The 17,760-nt window shown below is 43.0% G+C and carries 19 protein-coding genes; 4 read left to right on the top strand and 15 right to left on the bottom strand.

Annotated elements, in window-relative coordinates:
• Window positions 1–163: 163 nt before the first annotated feature.
• The 10 genes from RSK81_RS04730 to RSK81_RS04685 all read right to left on the bottom strand — a co-directional run bounded on the left by RSK81_RS04730 (window position 164) and on the right by RSK81_RS04685 (window position 9,668).
• Window positions 164–655 (bottom strand): flavodoxin family protein, encoded by a 492-nt coding sequence (locus tag RSK81_RS04730; RefSeq protein ID WP_004187388.1) that lies wholly within the window; start codon window positions 653–655, stop codon window positions 164–166.
• 74 nt (window positions 656–729) lie between these two features.
• Entirely contained in the window at window positions 730–1,449 is a 720-nt protein-coding gene (gene budA, locus RSK81_RS04725) for an acetolactate decarboxylase (RefSeq protein WP_125439024.1), read from the bottom strand.
• Window positions 1,450–1,598: 149 nt separating this feature from the next.
• Complete coding sequence (locus tag RSK81_RS04720) at window positions 1,599–2,828, bottom strand: tetratricopeptide repeat protein (RefSeq protein WP_315687756.1); 1,230 nt, start codon at window positions 2,826–2,828, stop codon at window positions 1,599–1,601.
• Window positions 2,815–3,993 (bottom strand): AI-2E family transporter, encoded by a 1,179-nt coding sequence (locus tag RSK81_RS04715; protein ID WP_002910029.1) that lies wholly within the window; start codon window positions 3,991–3,993, stop codon window positions 2,815–2,817. Before RSK81_RS04715 ends, RSK81_RS04720 begins: the two co-directional genes overlap by 14 nt.
• A gap of 169 nt (window positions 3,994–4,162) precedes the next feature.
• Window positions 4,163–5,536: a HAMP domain-containing sensor histidine kinase gene (locus RSK81_RS04710; RefSeq protein WP_315687585.1), complete on the bottom strand. Its 1,374-nt coding sequence runs from the start codon at window positions 5,534–5,536 to the stop codon at window positions 4,163–4,165.
• Window positions 5,533–6,189 (bottom strand): response regulator transcription factor, encoded by a 657-nt coding sequence (locus RSK81_RS04705; RefSeq protein WP_002900619.1) that lies wholly within the window; start codon window positions 6,187–6,189, stop codon window positions 5,533–5,535. The genes RSK81_RS04710 and RSK81_RS04705 overlap by 4 nt, the downstream gene beginning before the upstream one ends.
• A 21-nt stretch (window positions 6,190–6,210) precedes the next feature.
• Window positions 6,211–7,365 (bottom strand): ABC transporter permease, encoded by a 1,155-nt coding sequence (locus RSK81_RS04700; protein ID WP_373197449.1) that lies wholly within the window; start codon window positions 7,363–7,365, stop codon window positions 6,211–6,213.
• Between the two features lie 75 nt (window positions 7,366–7,440).
• The gene (locus RSK81_RS04695; RefSeq protein WP_002895848.1) at window positions 7,441–8,115 is read right to left on the bottom strand and encodes an ABC transporter ATP-binding protein; all 675 of its coding nucleotides are present in this window, start codon (window positions 8,113–8,115) and stop codon (window positions 7,441–7,443) included.
• Window positions 8,102–9,367, bottom strand: coding sequence for an efflux RND transporter periplasmic adaptor subunit (locus RSK81_RS04690; RefSeq protein WP_002900622.1), 1,266 nt, complete (start codon window positions 9,365–9,367; stop codon window positions 8,102–8,104). Before RSK81_RS04690 ends, RSK81_RS04695 begins: the two co-directional genes overlap by 14 nt.
• Window positions 9,368–9,395: 28 nt before the next feature.
• Complete coding sequence (locus RSK81_RS04685; protein WP_002895853.1) at window positions 9,396–9,668, bottom strand: hypothetical protein; 273 nt, start codon at window positions 9,666–9,668, stop codon at window positions 9,396–9,398.
• 242 nt (window positions 9,669–9,910) lie between these two features.
• Here RSK81_RS04685 and RSK81_RS04680 point away from each other — a divergent pair, with 242 nt between their 5' ends.
• Window positions 9,911–10,921 (top strand): lactonase family protein, encoded by a 1,011-nt coding sequence (locus RSK81_RS04680; protein WP_002900624.1) that lies wholly within the window; start codon window positions 9,911–9,913, stop codon window positions 10,919–10,921.
• Window positions 10,922–10,989: 68 nt separating this feature from the next.
• Window positions 10,990–11,181, top strand: coding sequence for a hypothetical protein (locus RSK81_RS04675; RefSeq protein WP_002900625.1), 192 nt, complete (start codon window positions 10,990–10,992; stop codon window positions 11,179–11,181).
• 48 nt (window positions 11,182–11,229) lie between these two features.
• Here RSK81_RS04675 and mgtE read toward each other — a convergent pair whose 3' ends face one another.
• Together mgtE and eno are read right to left on the bottom strand one after the other, a co-directional pair.
• Window positions 11,230–12,570, bottom strand: a complete 1,341-nt coding sequence (gene mgtE, locus RSK81_RS04670; RefSeq protein WP_002900626.1) for a magnesium transporter — start codon at window positions 12,568–12,570, stop codon at window positions 11,230–11,232.
• A gap of 351 nt (window positions 12,571–12,921) precedes the next feature.
• Entirely contained in the window at window positions 12,922–14,226 is a 1,305-nt protein-coding gene (gene eno, locus RSK81_RS04665) for a surface-displayed alpha-enolase (protein ID WP_002897814.1), read from the bottom strand.
• A gap of 208 nt (window positions 14,227–14,434) precedes the next feature.
• Between eno and RSK81_RS04660 the strand changes: the two genes are divergently transcribed.
• Complete coding sequence (locus RSK81_RS04660) at window positions 14,435–14,884, top strand: DUF1694 domain-containing protein (RefSeq protein ID WP_002925228.1); 450 nt, start codon at window positions 14,435–14,437, stop codon at window positions 14,882–14,884.
• A 1-nt stretch (window position 14,885) separates the two neighbouring features.
• Window positions 14,886–15,224: a hypothetical protein gene (locus RSK81_RS04655; RefSeq protein WP_002925230.1), complete on the top strand. Its 339-nt coding sequence runs from the start codon at window positions 14,886–14,888 to the stop codon at window positions 15,222–15,224.
• Here RSK81_RS04655 and RSK81_RS04650 read toward each other — a convergent pair.
• Genes RSK81_RS04650 through RSK81_RS04640 form a run of 3 tightly spaced genes read right to left on the bottom strand, consistent with a single transcriptional unit; the run spans window position 15,221 to window position 17,698 of the window.
• Window positions 15,221–16,339, bottom strand: coding sequence for a glycerate kinase (locus tag RSK81_RS04650; protein ID WP_002925239.1), 1,119 nt, complete (start codon window positions 16,337–16,339; stop codon window positions 15,221–15,223). The two genes, RSK81_RS04655 and RSK81_RS04650, sit on opposite strands and share 4 nt — an antisense overlap.
• A gap of 9 nt (window positions 16,340–16,348) precedes the next feature.
• Entirely contained in the window at window positions 16,349–16,996 is a 648-nt protein-coding gene (serB, locus tag RSK81_RS04645; protein ID WP_002925242.1) for a phosphoserine phosphatase SerB, read from the bottom strand.
• Window positions 16,997–17,029: 33 nt separating this feature from the next.
• Window positions 17,030–17,698, bottom strand: coding sequence for a hypothetical protein (locus RSK81_RS04640; protein WP_161543312.1), 669 nt, complete (start codon window positions 17,696–17,698; stop codon window positions 17,030–17,032).
• Window positions 17,699–17,760 lie beyond the last annotated feature (62 nt).

Raw genomic sequence — 17,760 nt, 5'->3', positions numbered from 1 at the left:
CTATATTAATATTTAATAGCAATTGGTATTATACAACATTTATATTTAGTTAGCCATGGATATGACTGTAGTTGAGGGGCATAGTGTCCAAAAATAGACACATAAAAAAAAGACTCCATTTTTATAGTAAAAAAAGAAGACTCGCAAACGAATCTTCTCACTTTTAACCTTCTGATAAAACCTTATCTAATTTTTCCTGCAGGACTGCTAATTCCCAACCATCAATTTCTTTTAGCTTATGATTGGTCACTGCCAGCCCCTCATATTCGAGTCCGCAGTTCTGGCAAAAGCGGCTCATCACGTAGTCCAGCATTTCAATTTCTTTGCTGGGCTGAGAACCTTGCAGGAGGAAAAACACCTTTTTGCCCTTGAGTGCTTCCTGCGGCTCATGCACATCAGCCAATCGGTCCAACAGGGTTTTTAGCAGACCCGAAAAAGACCACCAATAAATAGGACTGGTAAAGACCAGTACATCAGCCTGACTCAGCTGCTCATAGACTTGAAAGAACTGGTCGTTTTCTGCTGACTGGCCATATTGCTCAATGTGGTAGTCCACTAATTGAAGGGCCTCATAATCTCTATCCCGCAGAAAAAAGTGCCCCAACTTAAAACTATTACCATTCCTATTTGGGCTGGCGTTTACCAAATAAATCATAGCTTCACTTCTCCTCTATTCTTTTTCCAATTATATCAAAAAAAGAGGCAGCAAACAATGCTAGCCCCTGCTATTTATTCCGACTTTTCCATATCTTCTTTCATCTCATCCATATTAAACTTAGCAAAGAGATACTTGCGATCTTGTACTGGGAAACGCTGATCCAGCTGGTCTACAGCGCCCAACTCGACGACACCTTCTTTGATAACAAAATCCATAACATGTCCGCCAAAAGTCAGATCATCCGATACAAAATGCAGATGATAACCTGCCAGACTGACTCCGTGGAAAATCTCTGGCGTCCAGATACCAACGATGGTGCCTGTGATATTTTCCTTACAGTACTCAGGCTGATTGACCGCTACTTCTGCAAACTTACGCTCCGTCGTAGACTTGGGAATCATCCGAACATGCATGCGGGCGAAATCACCGTGAATCTTGATAGAGCGGAAAAGATTTTCTCCATCATAGTAAGACTCAATCCGCTTTTCCAGCTCCTTGTCATCCATCTCAAAGCGCTGACGGAAAATGACCTCGGCCTGATGGGGAACAACAGCCGCGTAAGGCACTGTCATATCCGGTGACACCTCAACGACTTCTGGCACTTCTCCAGAGCCCTTTGCCTGATAAGCCTTACCATCGAGAATAATGAGCTCACCATCAATAGAGTCCAGCGTTCCCAAGCCCAAATCTCCATACTGCAGCAGCTCCCCAACAGTCATACTGCCGTCGTAAAGACCAGCCATCAAAGCTCCCAAAGTATTATATTGAAATAATTTGATTGGTTCTGCCATTCTTTTTCCTTAATCTTTCTCTTCCTAAAAATATTATTGCCCATCCAGCTAAGCTTTTTTCATCCTTATTACATGTGCTTACTGAATTTCTACGCCAATCATTATACCATAAATCTCGGGAAAGGGCTGAGCGAGTGCCTCTTCAGCTCTTATAAACTTTCATAAAGTTCCTGCATACTAGCATCATCAGGTACCAATTTCAAGTAAGAATCCGCAGCCCTTTTAGCTTCTTCGAATCTGCCTAGTTCTCGCAAAAGATAGACATACTGTTCCAGAAACTCTGGATTATCTTGCAGTTCATGAGCCAGTTGATTATAGAGTTCCTCTGCTTTTTCCAGATTTTCCAAAGCCTGATAAGCACGCGCCAGATTCCAGCGGGTCAAGGCATTATCGACTTCTTGCTCTGCAAATTCTAAAATATCCTCATAGCGCTCCTGTTCCAAGTAAAGAGTGGTCAGCCGCAAGACAATCTCTTCCATATCATCCGCATCTTCCTGAGCCTGCAAGAGATAATGTTCAGCCGCTTTCTCATCATGAAGTTCATAAGAAAGCCGCGAGGCTAAAAGCAAGAGCCGAGTCTCAAAAGGATTCTTAGCCAAGCCCTGCTGGGCAAGAGTCAGAGCTTCAGCCGTCCGATGCTCCGCATGAAGAGACAGGGCATAGCCATATTCGTAGCCTTCAAAATCCGGCGACAGAGTATCCAGCTGCTTGAAATAAAGATTGGCCTTCTGGTATTCTTCCTGATCCGCTAATATAGTTGCCAGCTCATAAACCGCTGCATCGTCATACTCCAGCTCAACAGCTTTCTCCAAAAACTCAATGGCCGCTGCAAATTTTCCAAGACTGGCATAGCAGACCCCAATCCGCTGATAGGTTGAGACGCCTGTCTGCTCAAAGATTGAGCGATTGTCTAGCTGGGCGTATTCCTTAATCGCCTGAGAAAAATCCCCCAGCTCCAAATCTATCTCAGCCAGGCCAAAGGTTACCAAAGGCTCATCAGTCAGCTCTGCTGCCTGAGCCAGTTTTTCTCGAGCTACATCAGGCAGCCCTTCTAGTTGATAGAGGTCAGCCTTAGCCAAGAGAGCAGCGACATACCAGTCACTGCCTGGCTGAATCTCCTCCAGATAGGTAAAGGCCTGCTCCAAGTCCCCATCATCGCTGGCAATAGCCGCCAGACTGATATAAGAAGCTGGATAGTCAGGGGCCAATTTTTCAAAAATACGCTTGGCCTGAGGGAAAAAGCCGATACTCTCTAAGTAATCGGCCAAATCCAATAATTCTTCTTCGCTGTCTGTAGTCAGGGCTTGCTCGAAATAGCGATCAGCTAGAGATAGGTCCTGCTCCTGTAAAGCTGCCAACATTTGCTCACTCTTGCTCACTGATTTCTCCTTCTTGTTCAAAATCGGCTTCATAGAGGCCACTTACTTTCTGATACCACTTAAAGATGGCTGCAATAGCTACCTTGGCCGAAGCATAGGCAGGAATTCCCAGAAAAACGCCCCAAATGCCAAACATGGTACCAGAAGTCAATAATACGAATAAAATCGTAATTGGATGAATGCTGAGCTGACTGCCCAAGACCAAAGGAGAAACAAAACGCCCCTCGATTGTCTGCTCAACGATGAAAACGACAATGACTTTAGCCAGCATCACTGGACCGCCAGCAATCAAACCGATGGCCAGAGCCGGAAGCATAGCCAAAAAGCTACCCAGATAAGGTACCAGATTGAGAACACCGGCAATTACGCCAAGAGTGACACCATAGCGCAGACCAATAATCTTGAAGAAAACAATAAACATCAGAGCTACAATGATAGCGACCGTCACCTGACCGCGCACATAGTTGGCCAGCTGGCTGTTGATATCCGTCATCACTTGACCAAAGGAAGCGCGGAATTTAGTTGGCAGAAACTGGGTCACATAGCCTTTCAGGTTTTTCCCGTCTCTCAACAGGTAAAAAAGGATAAAAGGCATGATGATAATTGCCACGATGATCTGCGAAGTTGTACTGATTAAGTTCCCCGCCCAATTGACTGCCCGCGATGAAAAATTGCTGGCCCAATCGGTAATCTGGCTAGACAGATTGCTAGTGTATTCCTCAATCTGCGGCTTGAAATCTGCCGAAATATACTTAGTCACGACATCGTCGATGAACTTGTCAGCCTGCTTCAGATAAGCAGGAACATTTCTGACAAAGGCCATGACCTGATGCTGCAAGCTAGGAATAGCAACAGCCAAGCCCCAGATAATCAAAAAAGCAATTAAAACAAAGACAATGGTAATAGCAACCAGTCGATTAATCTTGTGCTTTTCCATCCAGTCGACGATGGGATTTAACAGATAATAAAGCAGACCGGCTAAAATAACCGGCAGCATGATTACTCCCAAAAATTCAATGACTGGACTAAAAATAAAACTGATTTTACTAAGTATAAAAATATTCAGTCCCATCAAAAGGGTCACTAAAAATACTGTAATGGCCTTGTTATCTAAAAACCATTTAAAAAACCAGGATAGGCTAAAATCTTTCTCTTTGTGCTCCATATTCTCCTCCTTTAACTCGTCATTTCATTGTAACATTTTTCAGAGAAAAATTCTCTGCTCAGCTATAGGGAAAAGCAAAAAAGAGAGGAGACAGAAGACTTGTATTTTTCGCAAAATACAGCTTCTGACTTCTCTCTTCGGTTCCTGCAAGGCCAGCTAGAATGCAAGGTTATTTCTCGACAGTTGGCAGATAAATGCTAAAGCGCATCTTCAGCCCATCAACGGCTTCAAACTGGTAACGCAGACCATGCTTGTCCAAAATCTGCTGAACGATAAAGAGTCCCAGACCTGTTCCGCCATCCTTGCGATTGCGACTGTAGTCTGGCCGGTAGAAAGGCTGAAAAATCTGCTGAATTTGGTCTTTGTTTAAGACTCGTTCTGCTTCATTTTCGATGACTAGCTTACGCTCTTCCAGCCTAAGTAGAATCTGTCCACCTTCTACTGTATAATGAAAGGCATTGTCCAGCAAATTTTTGATAGCCTTGAGCAGATAGGTGCGGTTCCCCTTGACCTTCGCTTCTGCCAGCTCGACCTGAAAATGGTAGTGTCTGACATCTGCTAAAACTCGATAGGTGCTCAGATTTTCCTCCAAGACCTGCTTGAGTGAAAAGACTTCCTGTTCGGTTTCAGTCTTCATCTCCAGTTTAGAAATGGCTAAGATAGACTGGACTAACTCAGACTGCTCCTCTAGGATTTCTCGGCACTTCTGCAAGTACTTGTCTCGATCCTTGAACTCTCCTACTCCATAGATCATGCCATCAACCATCCCCATCATGCTGGTAATGGGTGTCTTGAGCTCATGCGATGTCATCCGTAAGAACTCAGCCTTTTCCCGCTCGCTTTCTGCAACCTTTTCATTTTCTAGGCGCAGAGCCTCAATACTGGTCAGTAGATTGGCATAGAGATGATTGATGTCTTGGGCCAGTTCGGCAATCTCATCGCGCCCCTTGACCTGACAGGTCACATCTGGAGCCAGACTCGTCATTTGACGGGTGCTTTTAGAGATGGCTTTAATCCGCTGACTAGAAGTCCGGCTATAGAGATAGGCAGCCAGACCACCCAAACTCAGAGATACAAGCAAGACAAATGGATAGAGATTAAGCAAAATCCGACTAGCATCAGAAACCGGCTGTAAGGAATATTCCCCTCTCAGGACAACTTCTTTACCATCTGAAGTTCGAAAGCTTTCTGATAAACTCTTGCTCTCATAGTCGCTGTTGGCAATCGTTGGAACGATGGTCAACTGCAAAGAGCTTTCATCGCCAGCTTCGAGTGAGGGATAGAGAATAGTATTATCTTTCGCCAGCAAGGTAAACCAAATCAGATTGCTCTTTTTACTATAATCACTCAACAGCTCGCCGATTTGCTGACTGGACTTTCCCTTAACCTGCTTGGAAACTTGGTCAAATTCTCTCTTAGCTTCTCCACTCTTAACCTGCTGATAATACACCGGCATGGCAAAGTAAAGACTGGCTAGAACGATAGTCACCACCACGAAAATGATAGACGAGGTCAAGAGAAAGTTCTTTTTGACAATTTTCACTTGTCTTCTCCTCCAAGCTGATAGCCCATACCTGTAATAGTTTTCAGCGGCACACCCGGAATCTTTTTGCGGATATTCTTTATATGATTATCCAGTACCCGACTATCCAGCTCACTGTAACCCCAAATGGTATTCATCAGCTGATCTCGGGTCACCAAATGCCCCTTCCTCTTAGCCAGAGTCTGCAAGATTTCATATTCTTTCTTGGTCAGAGGCATCTTCTCACCCTGCCAGTAAACCGTGCAGTCATCAATAGAAACCGTCAAATCTCCAACAGCAATCTCTGAAGCAACTGTATTTCTGCGCAAAATATTCTCAATCCGTTTGACCAAGATTAGCGGTGAAAAAGGCTTGGTGACATAATCACTGATGAGGTGATTAAAGCTGACCAGCTGGGTATACTCGTCATCCAGAGCTGTCAGAATCATGACCGGAATCTGAGAAGTCTTGCGGATTTCCTTCAACACTTCCAGACCGCTCTTGGTCGGTAGCATCATATCTAAGATGACCAGATCGAAGGGCTCTTCTTCAAAAGCCTGTAAGGCCTCGCCTCCGTCAAATACTGGCCTCACCTCATACTGACTTTCCTTTAAAAACTCGCAAATAACTTGATTAATCGTCGTATCATCTTCCACCACTAGAATCTTGTGCATACTTAGATTTTTCTCCTTTACCTATTCAAATCGCAGGGCTTCGATCGGATCCAGCTTAGATGCTTTCACAGCTGGCAGGAGCCCAAATACTACTCCTATTATACAACAAAAGAGCAAACTTACAAAGACAGAAAAGAGGGATAAAATATACGGATAGGCCAGAGACTGGGTGATTGCAAAGCCAGAGGCGATACCAGCCACCACGCCAATAATTCCTCCCATCAGAGTCAGGATAACTGCCTCAATCAGGAACTGCTTGAGAATGATCTTCCGCCTAGCTCCCAAAGCCTTTTTAATCCCGATTTCACGAGTCCGCTCTGTCACTGAAACCAGCATGATATTCATAACACCGATACCTCCGACTAGAAGGGAGATGCTGGCAATACCTGCTAGCAAGACGAAGTTTGACTTGTTGAGATTATCCAGCTGCCGTTCAAATTCCTGCAGGTTGAGCACACCAAACATATAGTCTGACGGTGGCATTTGCTGATTGAGATAATCACTGACCTTCTTGGCCACCTTCTTCAAATCATCAGCCTTGTGGGTTTGGACAGTCACTTCAGGACTGACATTAATGGTATCAAAAATCCGATGCCACTGCTGCAGGGGAATATAGGCCACCTTTTCCGCACCAGCTGTTAAGCCACTCTGCTCTGTGGACTCAAACACGCCAATAACCTTAAAGGGATTGCCCAAGACTTCCACATACTTGCCGATACCATCACCCTTTGGAAAAAGACTGTCATAAAGGGACTTTTCCAGATAGGTCACCTGCTCTTGATTTTTAAAGGCTTCTGAGTCAAATCCTTCACCTTCTAGCAGACGTTGCTGCTTGATATCAGCGGCTGTCTGAGAAACAGCCTGAATCTTCCCAGATGACTTTTGGCTCAGATAGTAAATCTTCTCATCCGTACCATAGGTCAGCAGAGCATTCTTGACCCCAGAGATTTCCTTAATCTTACTCAGCACATCCTCTCCCATAAAGGGAATATAAGAAGGCTTCTGAGCTTGAGATTTCTCTGGAATGGTCGGATCGATGGCGCTTTTCTTATCATAAACGACCTTGATTGTGTTATTGTTCCCGCCAATGAGCTGACGCTTGGTATTCTCCGTATTTCCCTCAATGATAGAAAAGATAGCGATAATAGCGCCTATCCCGATGATAATCCCCAACATGGTCAGCATAGAGCGCATTTTATGCGACAAGATTGAATTCAGAGCTACAAAAATATCTTCCATACAGCTTCCTTTCTATCCTATCGCTTTGCTCTCTATATTACCGTCCCGCAGGATAACCGTCTGCTTGCAGAGTTGGGCTACTTCCGGCTCATGGGTAATGATGACAATGGTCTTGCCCTCATCATTAAACTGCTTGAAAAGGTCCATAATCTGCACACTGGTCTTGGTATCCAGGGCCCCCGTTGGTTCGTCACCAAGGATGAAGCTGGGATTGGTTACCAAGGCTCGCGCAATGGCTACCCGCTGCTTCTGACCACCGGACAGCTCCATAGGCTTGAAATCACTTCTTTCTTCCAGCCCGACCAATCGCAACATTTCCAGAGCTCGCTCCCGTCTCTCTTTTTTAGGAATTTTCATGTAAGTCAGAGGCAGTTCCACATTTTGGCAGGCCGTCAGCTTGGGCATGAGGTTAAAATTTTGAAAAACAAAGCCAATCTTCTGATTACGCAAATCGGACAGCTGATTGTCGGACAGTTCAGACACATCGGTTCCTTCAATATGATAAGTCCCAGAACTTGCCTTATCCAGACAGCCGATAATGTTCATCAGAGTGGACTTACCAGATCCAGACGGTCCCATGATAGCTAGAAAATCCCCCTCTTTCACATGCAGATCAATTCCTTTTAAAATTGGAAATTCCTGACTGCCCTGCTGATAAGATTTGTGGATATCCTTAAGCTTTAACATGCTGTCCTACCTCCATCCCTTCTTCCATCCCTGCTCTCGGTGTTGAAATGGTATCCTGCATAGTCAGACCTTCTGTAATCTCTACTAAACGGTCAGAAACTTTCTTGGTCTTGACTTCCTGCAACTTCAGAGTCTTGCCTTCTACCTTCCAGACATAGGTCTTGCCATTTTTATTGAAAGTATAAGCCTTATTGACGACTACCTTTCCTGCCTCGGGAGCATTCTCCACAATGTTGACATAGGAATGGGAGCCCACTAGCGGCATTTCGCCACCCTGATCCAGCTCAACTGTATAAGGATACTTACCTTGGTTGGGATTTTCCTGTTGCTTATTCCCACCATTATTATTGGAAGTATTTTCTGCTGTCAGGCTGCCGACCTGAGTTACCGTACCACTCCAGCGTTTCTTAGGATCCTTGCGATCCACCACTTCCACTTTCTGACCGACACTCAGCTTTTCACGGTCAAATTCACTGACAGTACCTTTGACCAGAGTTTTGGACTTGTCCATAATCTCGATAAAGTTTTCTTCTTCCTTTTTGGCCTTGGACTGATTGGGCAAATCTTCATTCATAGAGGTAATTGTTCCTGCTGTATCGGCAGTCACAGTATCATACTTCATCCGGTCTGATTCTGTCTGAGCTGTCACCTGAGCCTTTTCAGCCTCAATCTGAGCTGTCGTTACTTCATTATCCGCCGTTTTAGCATCACTCAGCGCTTGAGCCAGCTCGTCTTCAGCAGACTTAATCTGCTCTAGCAGTGACTCATCCTGACTGGAATTGTATTTGTCTTTGAGAGCATTGAGACTGGCCAACTTGCGGTTATAAGTTTCCCATTTAATCGCAGCGCTATTTTGAGCGGCTGTAATGCCATTAGCCTTGGACTGGGCATCATATTGAGCCGACTGGGCTGTCAATTGCTGCTCTGTCGCATAGGAAAAGAGCGGCTGTCCTTGTGTAACGGTATCACCATTTTTGACAAATACTTCCTTGACTTCCCCTTTAGACGGGTCAATCTTGACCTTACTGCTATTGTTGGCAACTACTTCCCCAGATAAAACCAGGCTTGTTTTTTTGCTGTTATTGACAGCTTCTTGGACTGTCAGAGAATCAATCGCCTTATCTGCCATTTTCATGGCCTGTTGTTGATTGATCTGTCTAAAATACAGATAGCCTCCCAGCCCAGCACAAGCAAGAATGACCGTGCTGCCCAATAGAATGGTCTTACGATTCATTTTTTTTCTTCGAAACATATTGCCTCCAACCTACATGTTTTAACCTTTATTCTGCTTCTGAGCTAGATCCTGATCCATCTTCTGGAATTTCCTCGCCATCTGCTGGGATTTGGATAACGTTCCCATCAGGCATCGTGTATTCAGTCACTTCTTTGCCATCGACTGTCTTGGTCTTCTTATCAACAGCATCCTTCTGGAAGTCCACTTGTTTCCCGTCCTTAATTTCTGAGTTATCTGCTTCTTTATTTCCGCATGCGGCTAAAAAGAATCCTGACATTCCGATAAGAGCAACTAGCATAGCAATTTTTTTTACGTTCATTTGATTTCTCCTTTGTTTGACAAGCAGGAAGTTTGTTGCTTCCTGACAGTAATTGTTTTTTTGAACAATTCTATTCTAACAAAGCCATCTATCCCCTTCCTACCCGCTATCTGTTTTTTATCTGTTTTTTTTAAACCAATACTATTCTTTTGAAAATCGGGCAAATTCTACGCTCTAAGCCCTATCATCTGCTTTTATGATATAATAGTAGCAAGCAATCTAAATATATACGAGGTAATATCATGACACAAACGGTTTACTTTGGAACCTATACTCGCAGAGATTCCAAAGGAATTTACAAAGCAGATTTTAATTCTAACAAAGGAACTTTAGAAAACTTGACCTTGGTTGCTGAAGAGCCCAGTCCAACCTACCTAGCCTTTGATAAGGCTGGACATCTCTATTCTGTCGGAGCAAAGGACGAACAGGGAGGAATTGCAGCCTTTGACAAGTCAGGCCAGCTCCTCAACCATGTCGTTGAAGAAGGAGCTCCGCTCTGCTATGTGTCAGTTGACGAAGAACGCGACTTGGTTTACGGTGCCAATTATCATAAAGGACAAGTCTTGGTCTACAGACGCCTAGCTGATGGCAAACTGGAACTGGCTGACTCAGCTAGCCATCAAGGTCAAGGACCACACGCCAATCAGGCCTCTGCTCATGTCCACTACGCTGATCTTACACCAGATCAATACCTGATCACCTGCGACTTGGGAACTGACGAAGTAACCACCTATGATGTTGCTGAAGATGGAAAGATCGCTCCTCTGGATACCTACAAGTGTGCCGCTGGAGCTGGTGCCCGCCATATCGTTTTCCACCATCATTACAAAATCGCCTATTTGATTTGTGAGCTTAATTCTACTATTGAAGTCCTAATTTACGATGGAGTCGGCCATTTTGAACACCTGCAAACTGTCTCCACCTTACCAGAGGACTTTGAAGGAGCTAATGGAACAGCTGCTATCCGTCTGTCTGCTGATGGCAAGTTTCTCTACGGTTCCAACCGCGGCCATGACTCTCTTGCCGTTTACAAAATCTTAGCTGATGGCAGCTTGGAGTTAATCCAGATTGCACCTACCAATGGCCAAAATCCGCGGGATTTCAACATCACACCAGACCAAAACCATATCATTGCTGTCCATCAAGACTCTGATAATGCAACTATCTTCAAACGCGATGCGGAGAGTGGAAAATTAACAGAAATCTCCCACGATTTCTACGTTCCCGAAGCTGTTTGTGTGACCTTTAAATAAGCAGAATTCTTGTCTTTCTATTAGAAATTTGATTAAATAATATAAAAAATTACTAAGGAGTAACAACTATGAATCCAGTAGATTTATTTAACCAAGTAAAAGAAATGATTGAAAAGAAAGACTTTGATGGCGCCAAAAAGTTTATCGAAGAAAACAAAGACAAACTCGGTGAATACCTAGAACAAGCTAAAAAATTAGTAGCTGGAAATGAAATGGCCAGCGGTGCTATTGATAAAGTTAAAGGTTTGTTCGACAACTAAGAAAACAAAAAACGCTTGATTTTTCAAGCGTTTTTTGTGTATCATTTTTTATACAATCAATGGTAAGAAAATTTGTGCTAAGCCTAGAAAAGCTAGATAACCTAACACATCTGTTGCCGTGGTAATGAAAATGGTTGAGGCTAGAGCCGGATCCTGATGCAGGGTCTTGATAATCAACGGTACAAAGTAACCAAATAGAGCACCACATGCTAGATTGATCATCATAGCCAATACCACAATAACAGACAGATAGAAATTTTGATAGAAGACAAACATGACAATCGCTGCAATCAAGCCAGTAAAGAAACCATTAACCAAAGCTAGCACGATTTCTTTGAATACTAAATTCCGATCTTCTTTCAGATCCAGTTTCCCCAAGGCAATTCCCTGGATAACCAAAGCAAGTGTCTGAGAGGCAGAATTTCCTCCCATTCCCGTAATAATAGGACTAATCGCTGCTAATGCTACAACTTTTGAAATCGTATCATCAAAAAGTGCTACTGTCGCAGAAGCTAGAAAGGCTGTTACTAGGTTAATCATCAACCAAGGTAAGCGTTTCTTGAGTGATTCTTTGAAAGGTCCTCCAATTTCTTCACTTTCTTGGACACCACCCATCCGCAAGATATCTTCTTGATACTCTTCTTGCAAAACATCGACGATATCGTCAATAGTGATGATTCCTAACAATACCTGCCGATGATTGACGACCGGTACGACAGATAAATTATATTTGGCAGAAAGCTGTGCCACTTCCTCTTGGTCAACCTCTGGCGTTACACTCACTATCTGAGTATTCATAAATTCACTGAGTTTCATCTCCGCATCATGAATAAACAAATCACGGATATCAATCCAGCCAACTAGCGAATGATGCACATTTCTAATAAATAAGGTATCAATAACTTCCGTATTGGGCGAAATCTCCCTCAATTTATTGAGAGTTGCTGAGACGGTCAGATTTTCATTTAAGGTAATGAATTCTGTCGTCATCAGACCACCAGCTGTCTGAGGATCGTAAGCCAACATAGCTTTCAAATTCTCTTGACTGGTATTTTTCATCATACTTAAGTATTGCTTACGCAAGTCCACACTCAAGTACCCCAAAATATCTACCACATCATCATCTGGCATAAGATGAAAAAGAGTGCTGGTACGTTTGAAAGAAATCGATTGGATAATCTTTCGTTGCAACTCTGGCTCGGCTTCTTTTAAAATCTCTACTAATTGATCATCACTAGCCATTTCCGTAAAGGTTTTGAGGAGATTCCCTTCCTCATCCTCCAAAGCCTCCAAAGAAAGAGCAATATCAATGGGATAGTAATCATCAAATATCTGATTGAAAACTTCACTATCCTGTGATAGTAAGACCTGATTTAATAATTCTTCCATTGTACTCCTCCTTCCACTTTGCTAGTATACCATAAAAGACTGATTTTGATACAAGAAAGCTATAAAATCTTCAGTAAATCGCTCACTTTTTCAAGCATGTAGTCACAAGGAAACGCAGGGATCTCTTGATTATATTTTCCGAAAGAAAAACTGTCATCTTGTCCTCAATTTTTTCAAGGGAAAGAGCATGACCAGCCCTACACACTACTTCTAAGCAATATTCTCGGAAAAGATGATAAATCACCCTCTCATCAACTAGGGTGGTTCCTAAATCAAAAAATATCCATTGTTATATCTTTACACATCAAAAAAGCTAGGACTAAGTCCTAGCTCCTCTTAAAGGTTGTTAGATTATTTTTTCAAGTTATAGAAAGCTTGAAGACCTTTGTATTGAGCAACTTCACCAAGTTGATCTTCGATACGAAGCAATTGGTTGTATTTAGCAATACGGTCTGTACGTGAAAGTGAACCAGTCTTGATTTGACCTGCGTTAGTTGCAACTGCGATGTCAGCGATTGTTGAATCTTCAGTTTCACCAGAACGGTGTGATACAACTGCAGTGTAACCAGCTTCTTTAGCCATTTCAATCGCTTCAAAAGTTTCAGTAAGAGTACCGATTTGGTTAACTTTGATAAGGATTGAGTTAGCAGCACCTTCTTTGATACCACGTGCAAGGTAGTCAGTGTTTGTTACGAAGAAGTCGTCACCAACAAGTTGTACTTTCTTACCAAGACGTTCAGTAAGAGCTTTCCAACCATCCCAGTCATTTTCATCCATACCATCTTCGATAGTGATGATTGGGTATTTGTTAACCAACTCTTCAAGATAGTCGATTTGCTCTGCAGATGTACGAACAGCAGCGCCTTCACCTTCAAATTTAGTGTAGTCGTATACTTTACGTTCTTTATCGTAGAATTCTGATGATGCACAGTCAAATCCGATAAATACATCTTTACCTGGAACATAGCCAGCAGCTTCGATAGCAGCGATGATAGTTTCTACACCATCTTCAGTTCCTTCAAAGCGAGGAGCGAATCCACCTTCATCACCAACGGCAGTTTCCAAACCACGAGATTTAAGGATTTTCTTAAGAGCGTGGAAGATTTCAGCACCGTAACGAAGAGCTTCTTTGAATGTTGGAGCACCAACTGGCAAAATCATGAACTCTTGGAATGCGATTGGAGCATCTGAGTGAGATCCACCGTTGATGATGTTCATCATTGGAGTTGGAAGAACTTTAGTGTTGAATCCGCCAAGGTAGCTGTAAAGTGGCACTTCAAGGTAGTCAGCAGCAGCACGAGCTACAGCGATAGACACACCAAGGATTGCGTTCGCACCCAATTTACCTTTGTTAGGAGTACCGTCCAAGGCGATCATTGCACGGTCGATGGCTTGTTGGTCACGAACATCGTAACCGATAATAGCTTCAGCGATAACGTTGTTTACATTATCAACTGCTTTTTGTGTACCAAGACCACCGTAACGAGATTTGTCGCCATCACGAAGTTCAACTGCTTCGTGCTCACCTGTAGAAGCTCCTGAAGGAACCATACCACGTCCGAAAGCACCTGATTCAGTATAAACTTCTACTTCAAGTGTTGGGTTACCGCGTGAGTCTAGGACTTCGCGAGCGTAAACATCAGTAATAATTGACATTTCTTACTCTCCTTATTATTTAAAATTATTTACTAGTCTATGATACCTCAAAAACGCTTTTTTTTCAAGGAAAAATAGAGAATCTAAGCAAATTTGAGAATTTTTGCACAAGAAAACGATTCCAAACTTACTATATAAATGTTTTTCCAGCGAGCCAGAACGAATATTCAACCTTTTAGAATTTCACCTTTTATGGTACAATTTTATTATGACTGATATTAATAAAGTAATCATGGAAAAAGCCCAGGGCGGAGTCAAGCTCAATCCTGATGAACAGCGTAGATTTTTAGGGACTTTTGAGGAGCGAGTGCTGGCTTCCTGCTCTATTGAGCAAGCTAACGAGACTCTCATTCGCAGTCATTTCAAGGAAATGCTCAGCAGCATCATGAAAAACTGCCAACCTGTAATTGTTAAAATTTCCCCAGAAGTCGAGTCTGGCAATCAAATCTTTTATCTAAAAACCTCCAAGGAACTGGGCTGCGAGGCTACTATCGTCTCAAGTGATTACCAGTCTTCTCCATTTGGCCTGATTGTCCATAGCGACCATCTTGTCCAAGTAGATGACAATGACATGAGCCAACAGTTTGCAAGCCTCCTTCAGCCAGCAGAAAAACCAGCAAAAGAAAAGCGCTCTCTCTGGAAAAAATGGTTTGGGTAAGATGACAAATTTAGAAAAACTTTTCGCCTTCTTTGAAGCAGAAAATCAGCGATATTGGCAAACCTATCAGACCTTTCTTTCTGATCATGTTAGCTGGGAATTAGAAGGTGACACAATTGAAATCATCAAAGGTAAAGCGGACTACCTGACTAAAATTCAAAAAGTCTACCATAAGAACCCCGTCCAATTTTCTTGCACTTATTATCAGCTTAGTCCCGACCAGAATCGGATTGTGACCATTTTAGAAAATGACTTTGGTGACCTGTCTTGTGACATCTTCTTCTTTGAAAAGGGCATGATTGTCAAAGAAATTGAATATCTACTAAAAAAAGCGGACTAACCGCTTTTTTTCATTTTTAGTACATTGCCAATATTTCTGGCTGTGCGAATCAAATTTTGCTCCGCCTGCTCTAGCATCCTATCTAAACTATCTGCTCGCGCAATAATCGGAAAAGCTGCCTGGATATTCTCAACTGGGAAATCCGGTAAATCATCTGCCAGACTGCCGCAAATCGCCAGTACAGGGATGCCTTCTGGTGTTCGTCTTGCGACCCCGATTGGTGCCTTACCCGCCAAAGACTGACGGTCCATCCGTCCTTCGCCAACGACGACCAAGTCCGCTTTTTTAACTCTGTCATCAAAATCCAGTAAATCTAAACAGGTTTCGATACCCGAAACGATTTTTCCTCCAGCAAAAGCGACCAGTCCTGCAGCCATTCCGCCTCCAGCCCCAGCTCCCTCCATATCAATCACCTGAGGAGCGACCAACTGATAGAAATCTGCCATGGCTTGATCCACTTGAGAGAATAATAAGGGTGCTAGACCTTTCTGACCTCCGAAAACAGTTGTCGCACCACGCTCACCGCATAGAGGATTGTCTACATCCGTCAAAATCTCAATCTCAACTTCTTTCAAGAAAGCAGGAACCTGCTCAGCTGATATTCGGGCAACCTTTCCCAAAGACGAGCCAATGGGGCGCAGTCTATGATTGTCCGCATCGAAAAATTCATAGCCCAGACCGGCAGCTAATCCAATTCCACCGTCGTTGCTGGCTGAACCCCCAACACCAACTAAAATCTTTCTGACACCGTCTTCAGCCAGGTGCAAAATTAATTCCCCTAGTCCTTTGGTCTCTATGGCCAAGGGATTCCGTTTTTCCCTAGGAATAGATGCGAGTCCAACCAAATCAGCCATTTCAAAAAGCGCTTGCTGACCATTTCTGGCGTAGGGCATTTTTATAGGCTGGCCAAAAGGTCCAGTCACAGTGTGGTAAAATTCAGCCCAGCCCAAGGCTGCTGTCAGCGCAGCCATTGTCCCCTCGCCGCCGTCACCGACCGGCAGCAAGTCAAAGCTGGCATCTGGCAAGGCCTGAGAAAATCCTGTCTGCAGAGCTTGAGCAACCTGAGCAGCTGACAAACTTTCCTTGAATGAATCCGGTGCAATTAGAATATGCATGCTTCTCTCCTACTCTTTTCTATTGTCTAAAAGATCAATGACCCGATAGAGATTGCATTCTTGAATCTGATAAGGAGCCTGCTCGCGCACGATCGGCTTGGCCATAAAGGCAATTCCCATCCCAGCTGCCTGAATCATAGGCAGATCATTGGCACCATCCCCCATAGCAATTGTTTGATTTAATTCCAACTTGTTTTCAGCTGCCCATGCTTTTAACATGGCAAGCTTTGTATCCTTAGTGACAATTTCTCCTAAGACTTGGCCTGTTAAAAAGCCCTGCTGGATTTCCAAACGATTGGCCTTGACGTAGTCAATTCCAAGCTGCTCAGCCAGTCTGTCCACCGTCTCATGAAAACCACCTGACACCAAGCCTACTTTATAGCCACGTTTATGCAGCTCATCGACCAAGTCCTCGGCTCCTGGCGTGAAGTTTATCCTTTCAGCAATTCGAGCAAAAATATCCTCTGGCAGGCCTTTTAAAAGAGCAACACGCTCACGTAAAGCAGCTTCAAAGTCCAACTCTCCTCGCATAGCACGCTCGGTAATAACCGCAACCTGAGCTCCTACCCCCGCCTCCTCTCCTAGCAGGTCAATCCCCTCTTCCATGATTAAGGTGCTGTCTACATCCATGACTAACAAACCTTTGACAGTTTTCATCTCTTACTCCTTCCCAATTATTGATTATCCATCTTATTGTTTAAATATCGTTAAATCTATTTGAACAGTCTTAACCTTCGACTTCATTTGTATTGTAAGACTATAAATAGTTCCGCTGGAGTGATCTATACTTATTGTGCATTTTGCATCATCCGATAAATCATACTTATTTTTTAAAGTTTTATAGAGTTCAGAGTGATTTTCTGGCTGGTAGATAATATCACGAAGCTCTGTTTCCGCACTCTTAAAAGTCTCTTTCACATCTAAGGATTCAAAATAATTTCTTTGAACAACTAAGTTAAGAATCTCTTCATCAAATAAAGGACTTATCTCTGAGCTGTAAGTTAGTTTGCCGTTAGAATAAGTAACAGGAACAGTCTCTTCTTTATCACCGATTGTTATTGTGTAATCACCCTTAATATCAGCTTGAGTAATATCTAAATCCACTGAATATTTTTTGACTTCGTCTCCATGCTCTATATAAACATGACTTATGTAACCCTTTAATCCAGTAAAATCCTTTTTCTCTTGCTCTAAAAACTTAAACATTGGCTCAAAAGTGCCTTCAAAATCATACTGTTCTCTTGTTCTGTTTTTTGGAATAGTATAATCATCTAAACGCCAGCCATTTATCAATGTTATTGATAAAACGGCTACACCTCCAAGAATAATGAAAGTAATATATTTTTTAATCTTTTTCATTTCTTTTATAGACTTTCCGCTTTCATTTATCCCTCTATTATAACATAAGAGCCTTTTTGCTG

It is taken from the genome of Streptococcus sp. DTU_2020_1000888_1_SI_GRL_NUU_041A, from assembly GCF_032387735.1.
Classification (GTDB): domain Bacteria; phylum Bacillota; class Bacilli; order Lactobacillales; family Streptococcaceae; genus Streptococcus; species Streptococcus sanguinis.
The sequence above is the reverse complement of the archived record's forward strand: the minus strand, read 5'-3'. Positions and strand labels throughout refer to the sequence as shown.

Coding starts and splice junctions, on each gene's coding strand:
- serB (WP_002925242.1), bottom strand. CDS start 16,996: ATGAAAACTGTCAAAGGTTTGTTAGTCATGGATGTAGACAGCACCTTA.
- RSK81_RS04705 (WP_002900619.1), bottom strand. CDS start 6,189: ATGCACAAGATTCTAGTGGTGGAAGATGATACGACGATTAATCAAGTT.
- RSK81_RS04640 (WP_161543312.1), bottom strand. CDS start 17,698: ATGAAAAAGATTAAAAAATATATTACTTTCATTATTCTTGGAGGTGTA.
- RSK81_RS04685 (WP_002895853.1), bottom strand. CDS start 9,668: ATGAACGTAAAAAAAATTGCTATGCTAGTTGCTCTTATCGGAATGTCA.
- RSK81_RS04675 (WP_002900625.1), top strand. CDS start 10,990: ATGAATCCAGTAGATTTATTTAACCAAGTAAAAGAAATGATTGAAAAG.
- RSK81_RS04660 (WP_002925228.1), top strand. CDS start 14,435: ATGACTGATATTAATAAAGTAATCATGGAAAAAGCCCAGGGCGGAGTC.
- mgtE (WP_002900626.1), bottom strand. CDS start 12,570: ATGGAAGAATTATTAAATCAGGTCTTACTATCACAGGATAGTGAAGTT.
- RSK81_RS04690 (WP_002900622.1), bottom strand. CDS start 9,367: ATGTTTCGAAGAAAAAAAATGAATCGTAAGACCATTCTATTGGGCAGC.
- RSK81_RS04730 (WP_004187388.1), bottom strand. CDS start 655: ATGATTTATTTGGTAAACGCCAGCCCAAATAGGAATGGTAATAGTTTT.
- RSK81_RS04700 (WP_373197449.1), bottom strand. CDS start 7,365: ATGTTGGGGATTATCATCGGGATAGGCGCTATTATCGCTATCTTTTCT.
- RSK81_RS04695 (WP_002895848.1), bottom strand. CDS start 8,115: ATGTTAAAGCTTAAGGATATCCACAAATCTTATCAGCAGGGCAGTCAG.
- RSK81_RS04680 (WP_002900624.1), top strand. CDS start 9,911: ATGACACAAACGGTTTACTTTGGAACCTATACTCGCAGAGATTCCAAA.
- eno (WP_002897814.1), bottom strand. CDS start 14,226: ATGTCAATTATTACTGATGTTTACGCTCGCGAAGTCCTAGACTCACGC.
- budA (WP_125439024.1), bottom strand. CDS start 1,449: ATGGCAGAACCAATCAAATTATTTCAATATAATACTTTGGGAGCTTTG.
- RSK81_RS04655 (WP_002925230.1), top strand. CDS start 14,886: ATGACAAATTTAGAAAAACTTTTCGCCTTCTTTGAAGCAGAAAATCAG.
- RSK81_RS04715 (WP_002910029.1), bottom strand. CDS start 3,993: ATGGAGCACAAAGAGAAAGATTTTAGCCTATCCTGGTTTTTTAAATGG.
- RSK81_RS04650 (WP_002925239.1), bottom strand. CDS start 16,339: ATGCATATTCTAATTGCACCGGATTCATTCAAGGAAAGTTTGTCAGCT.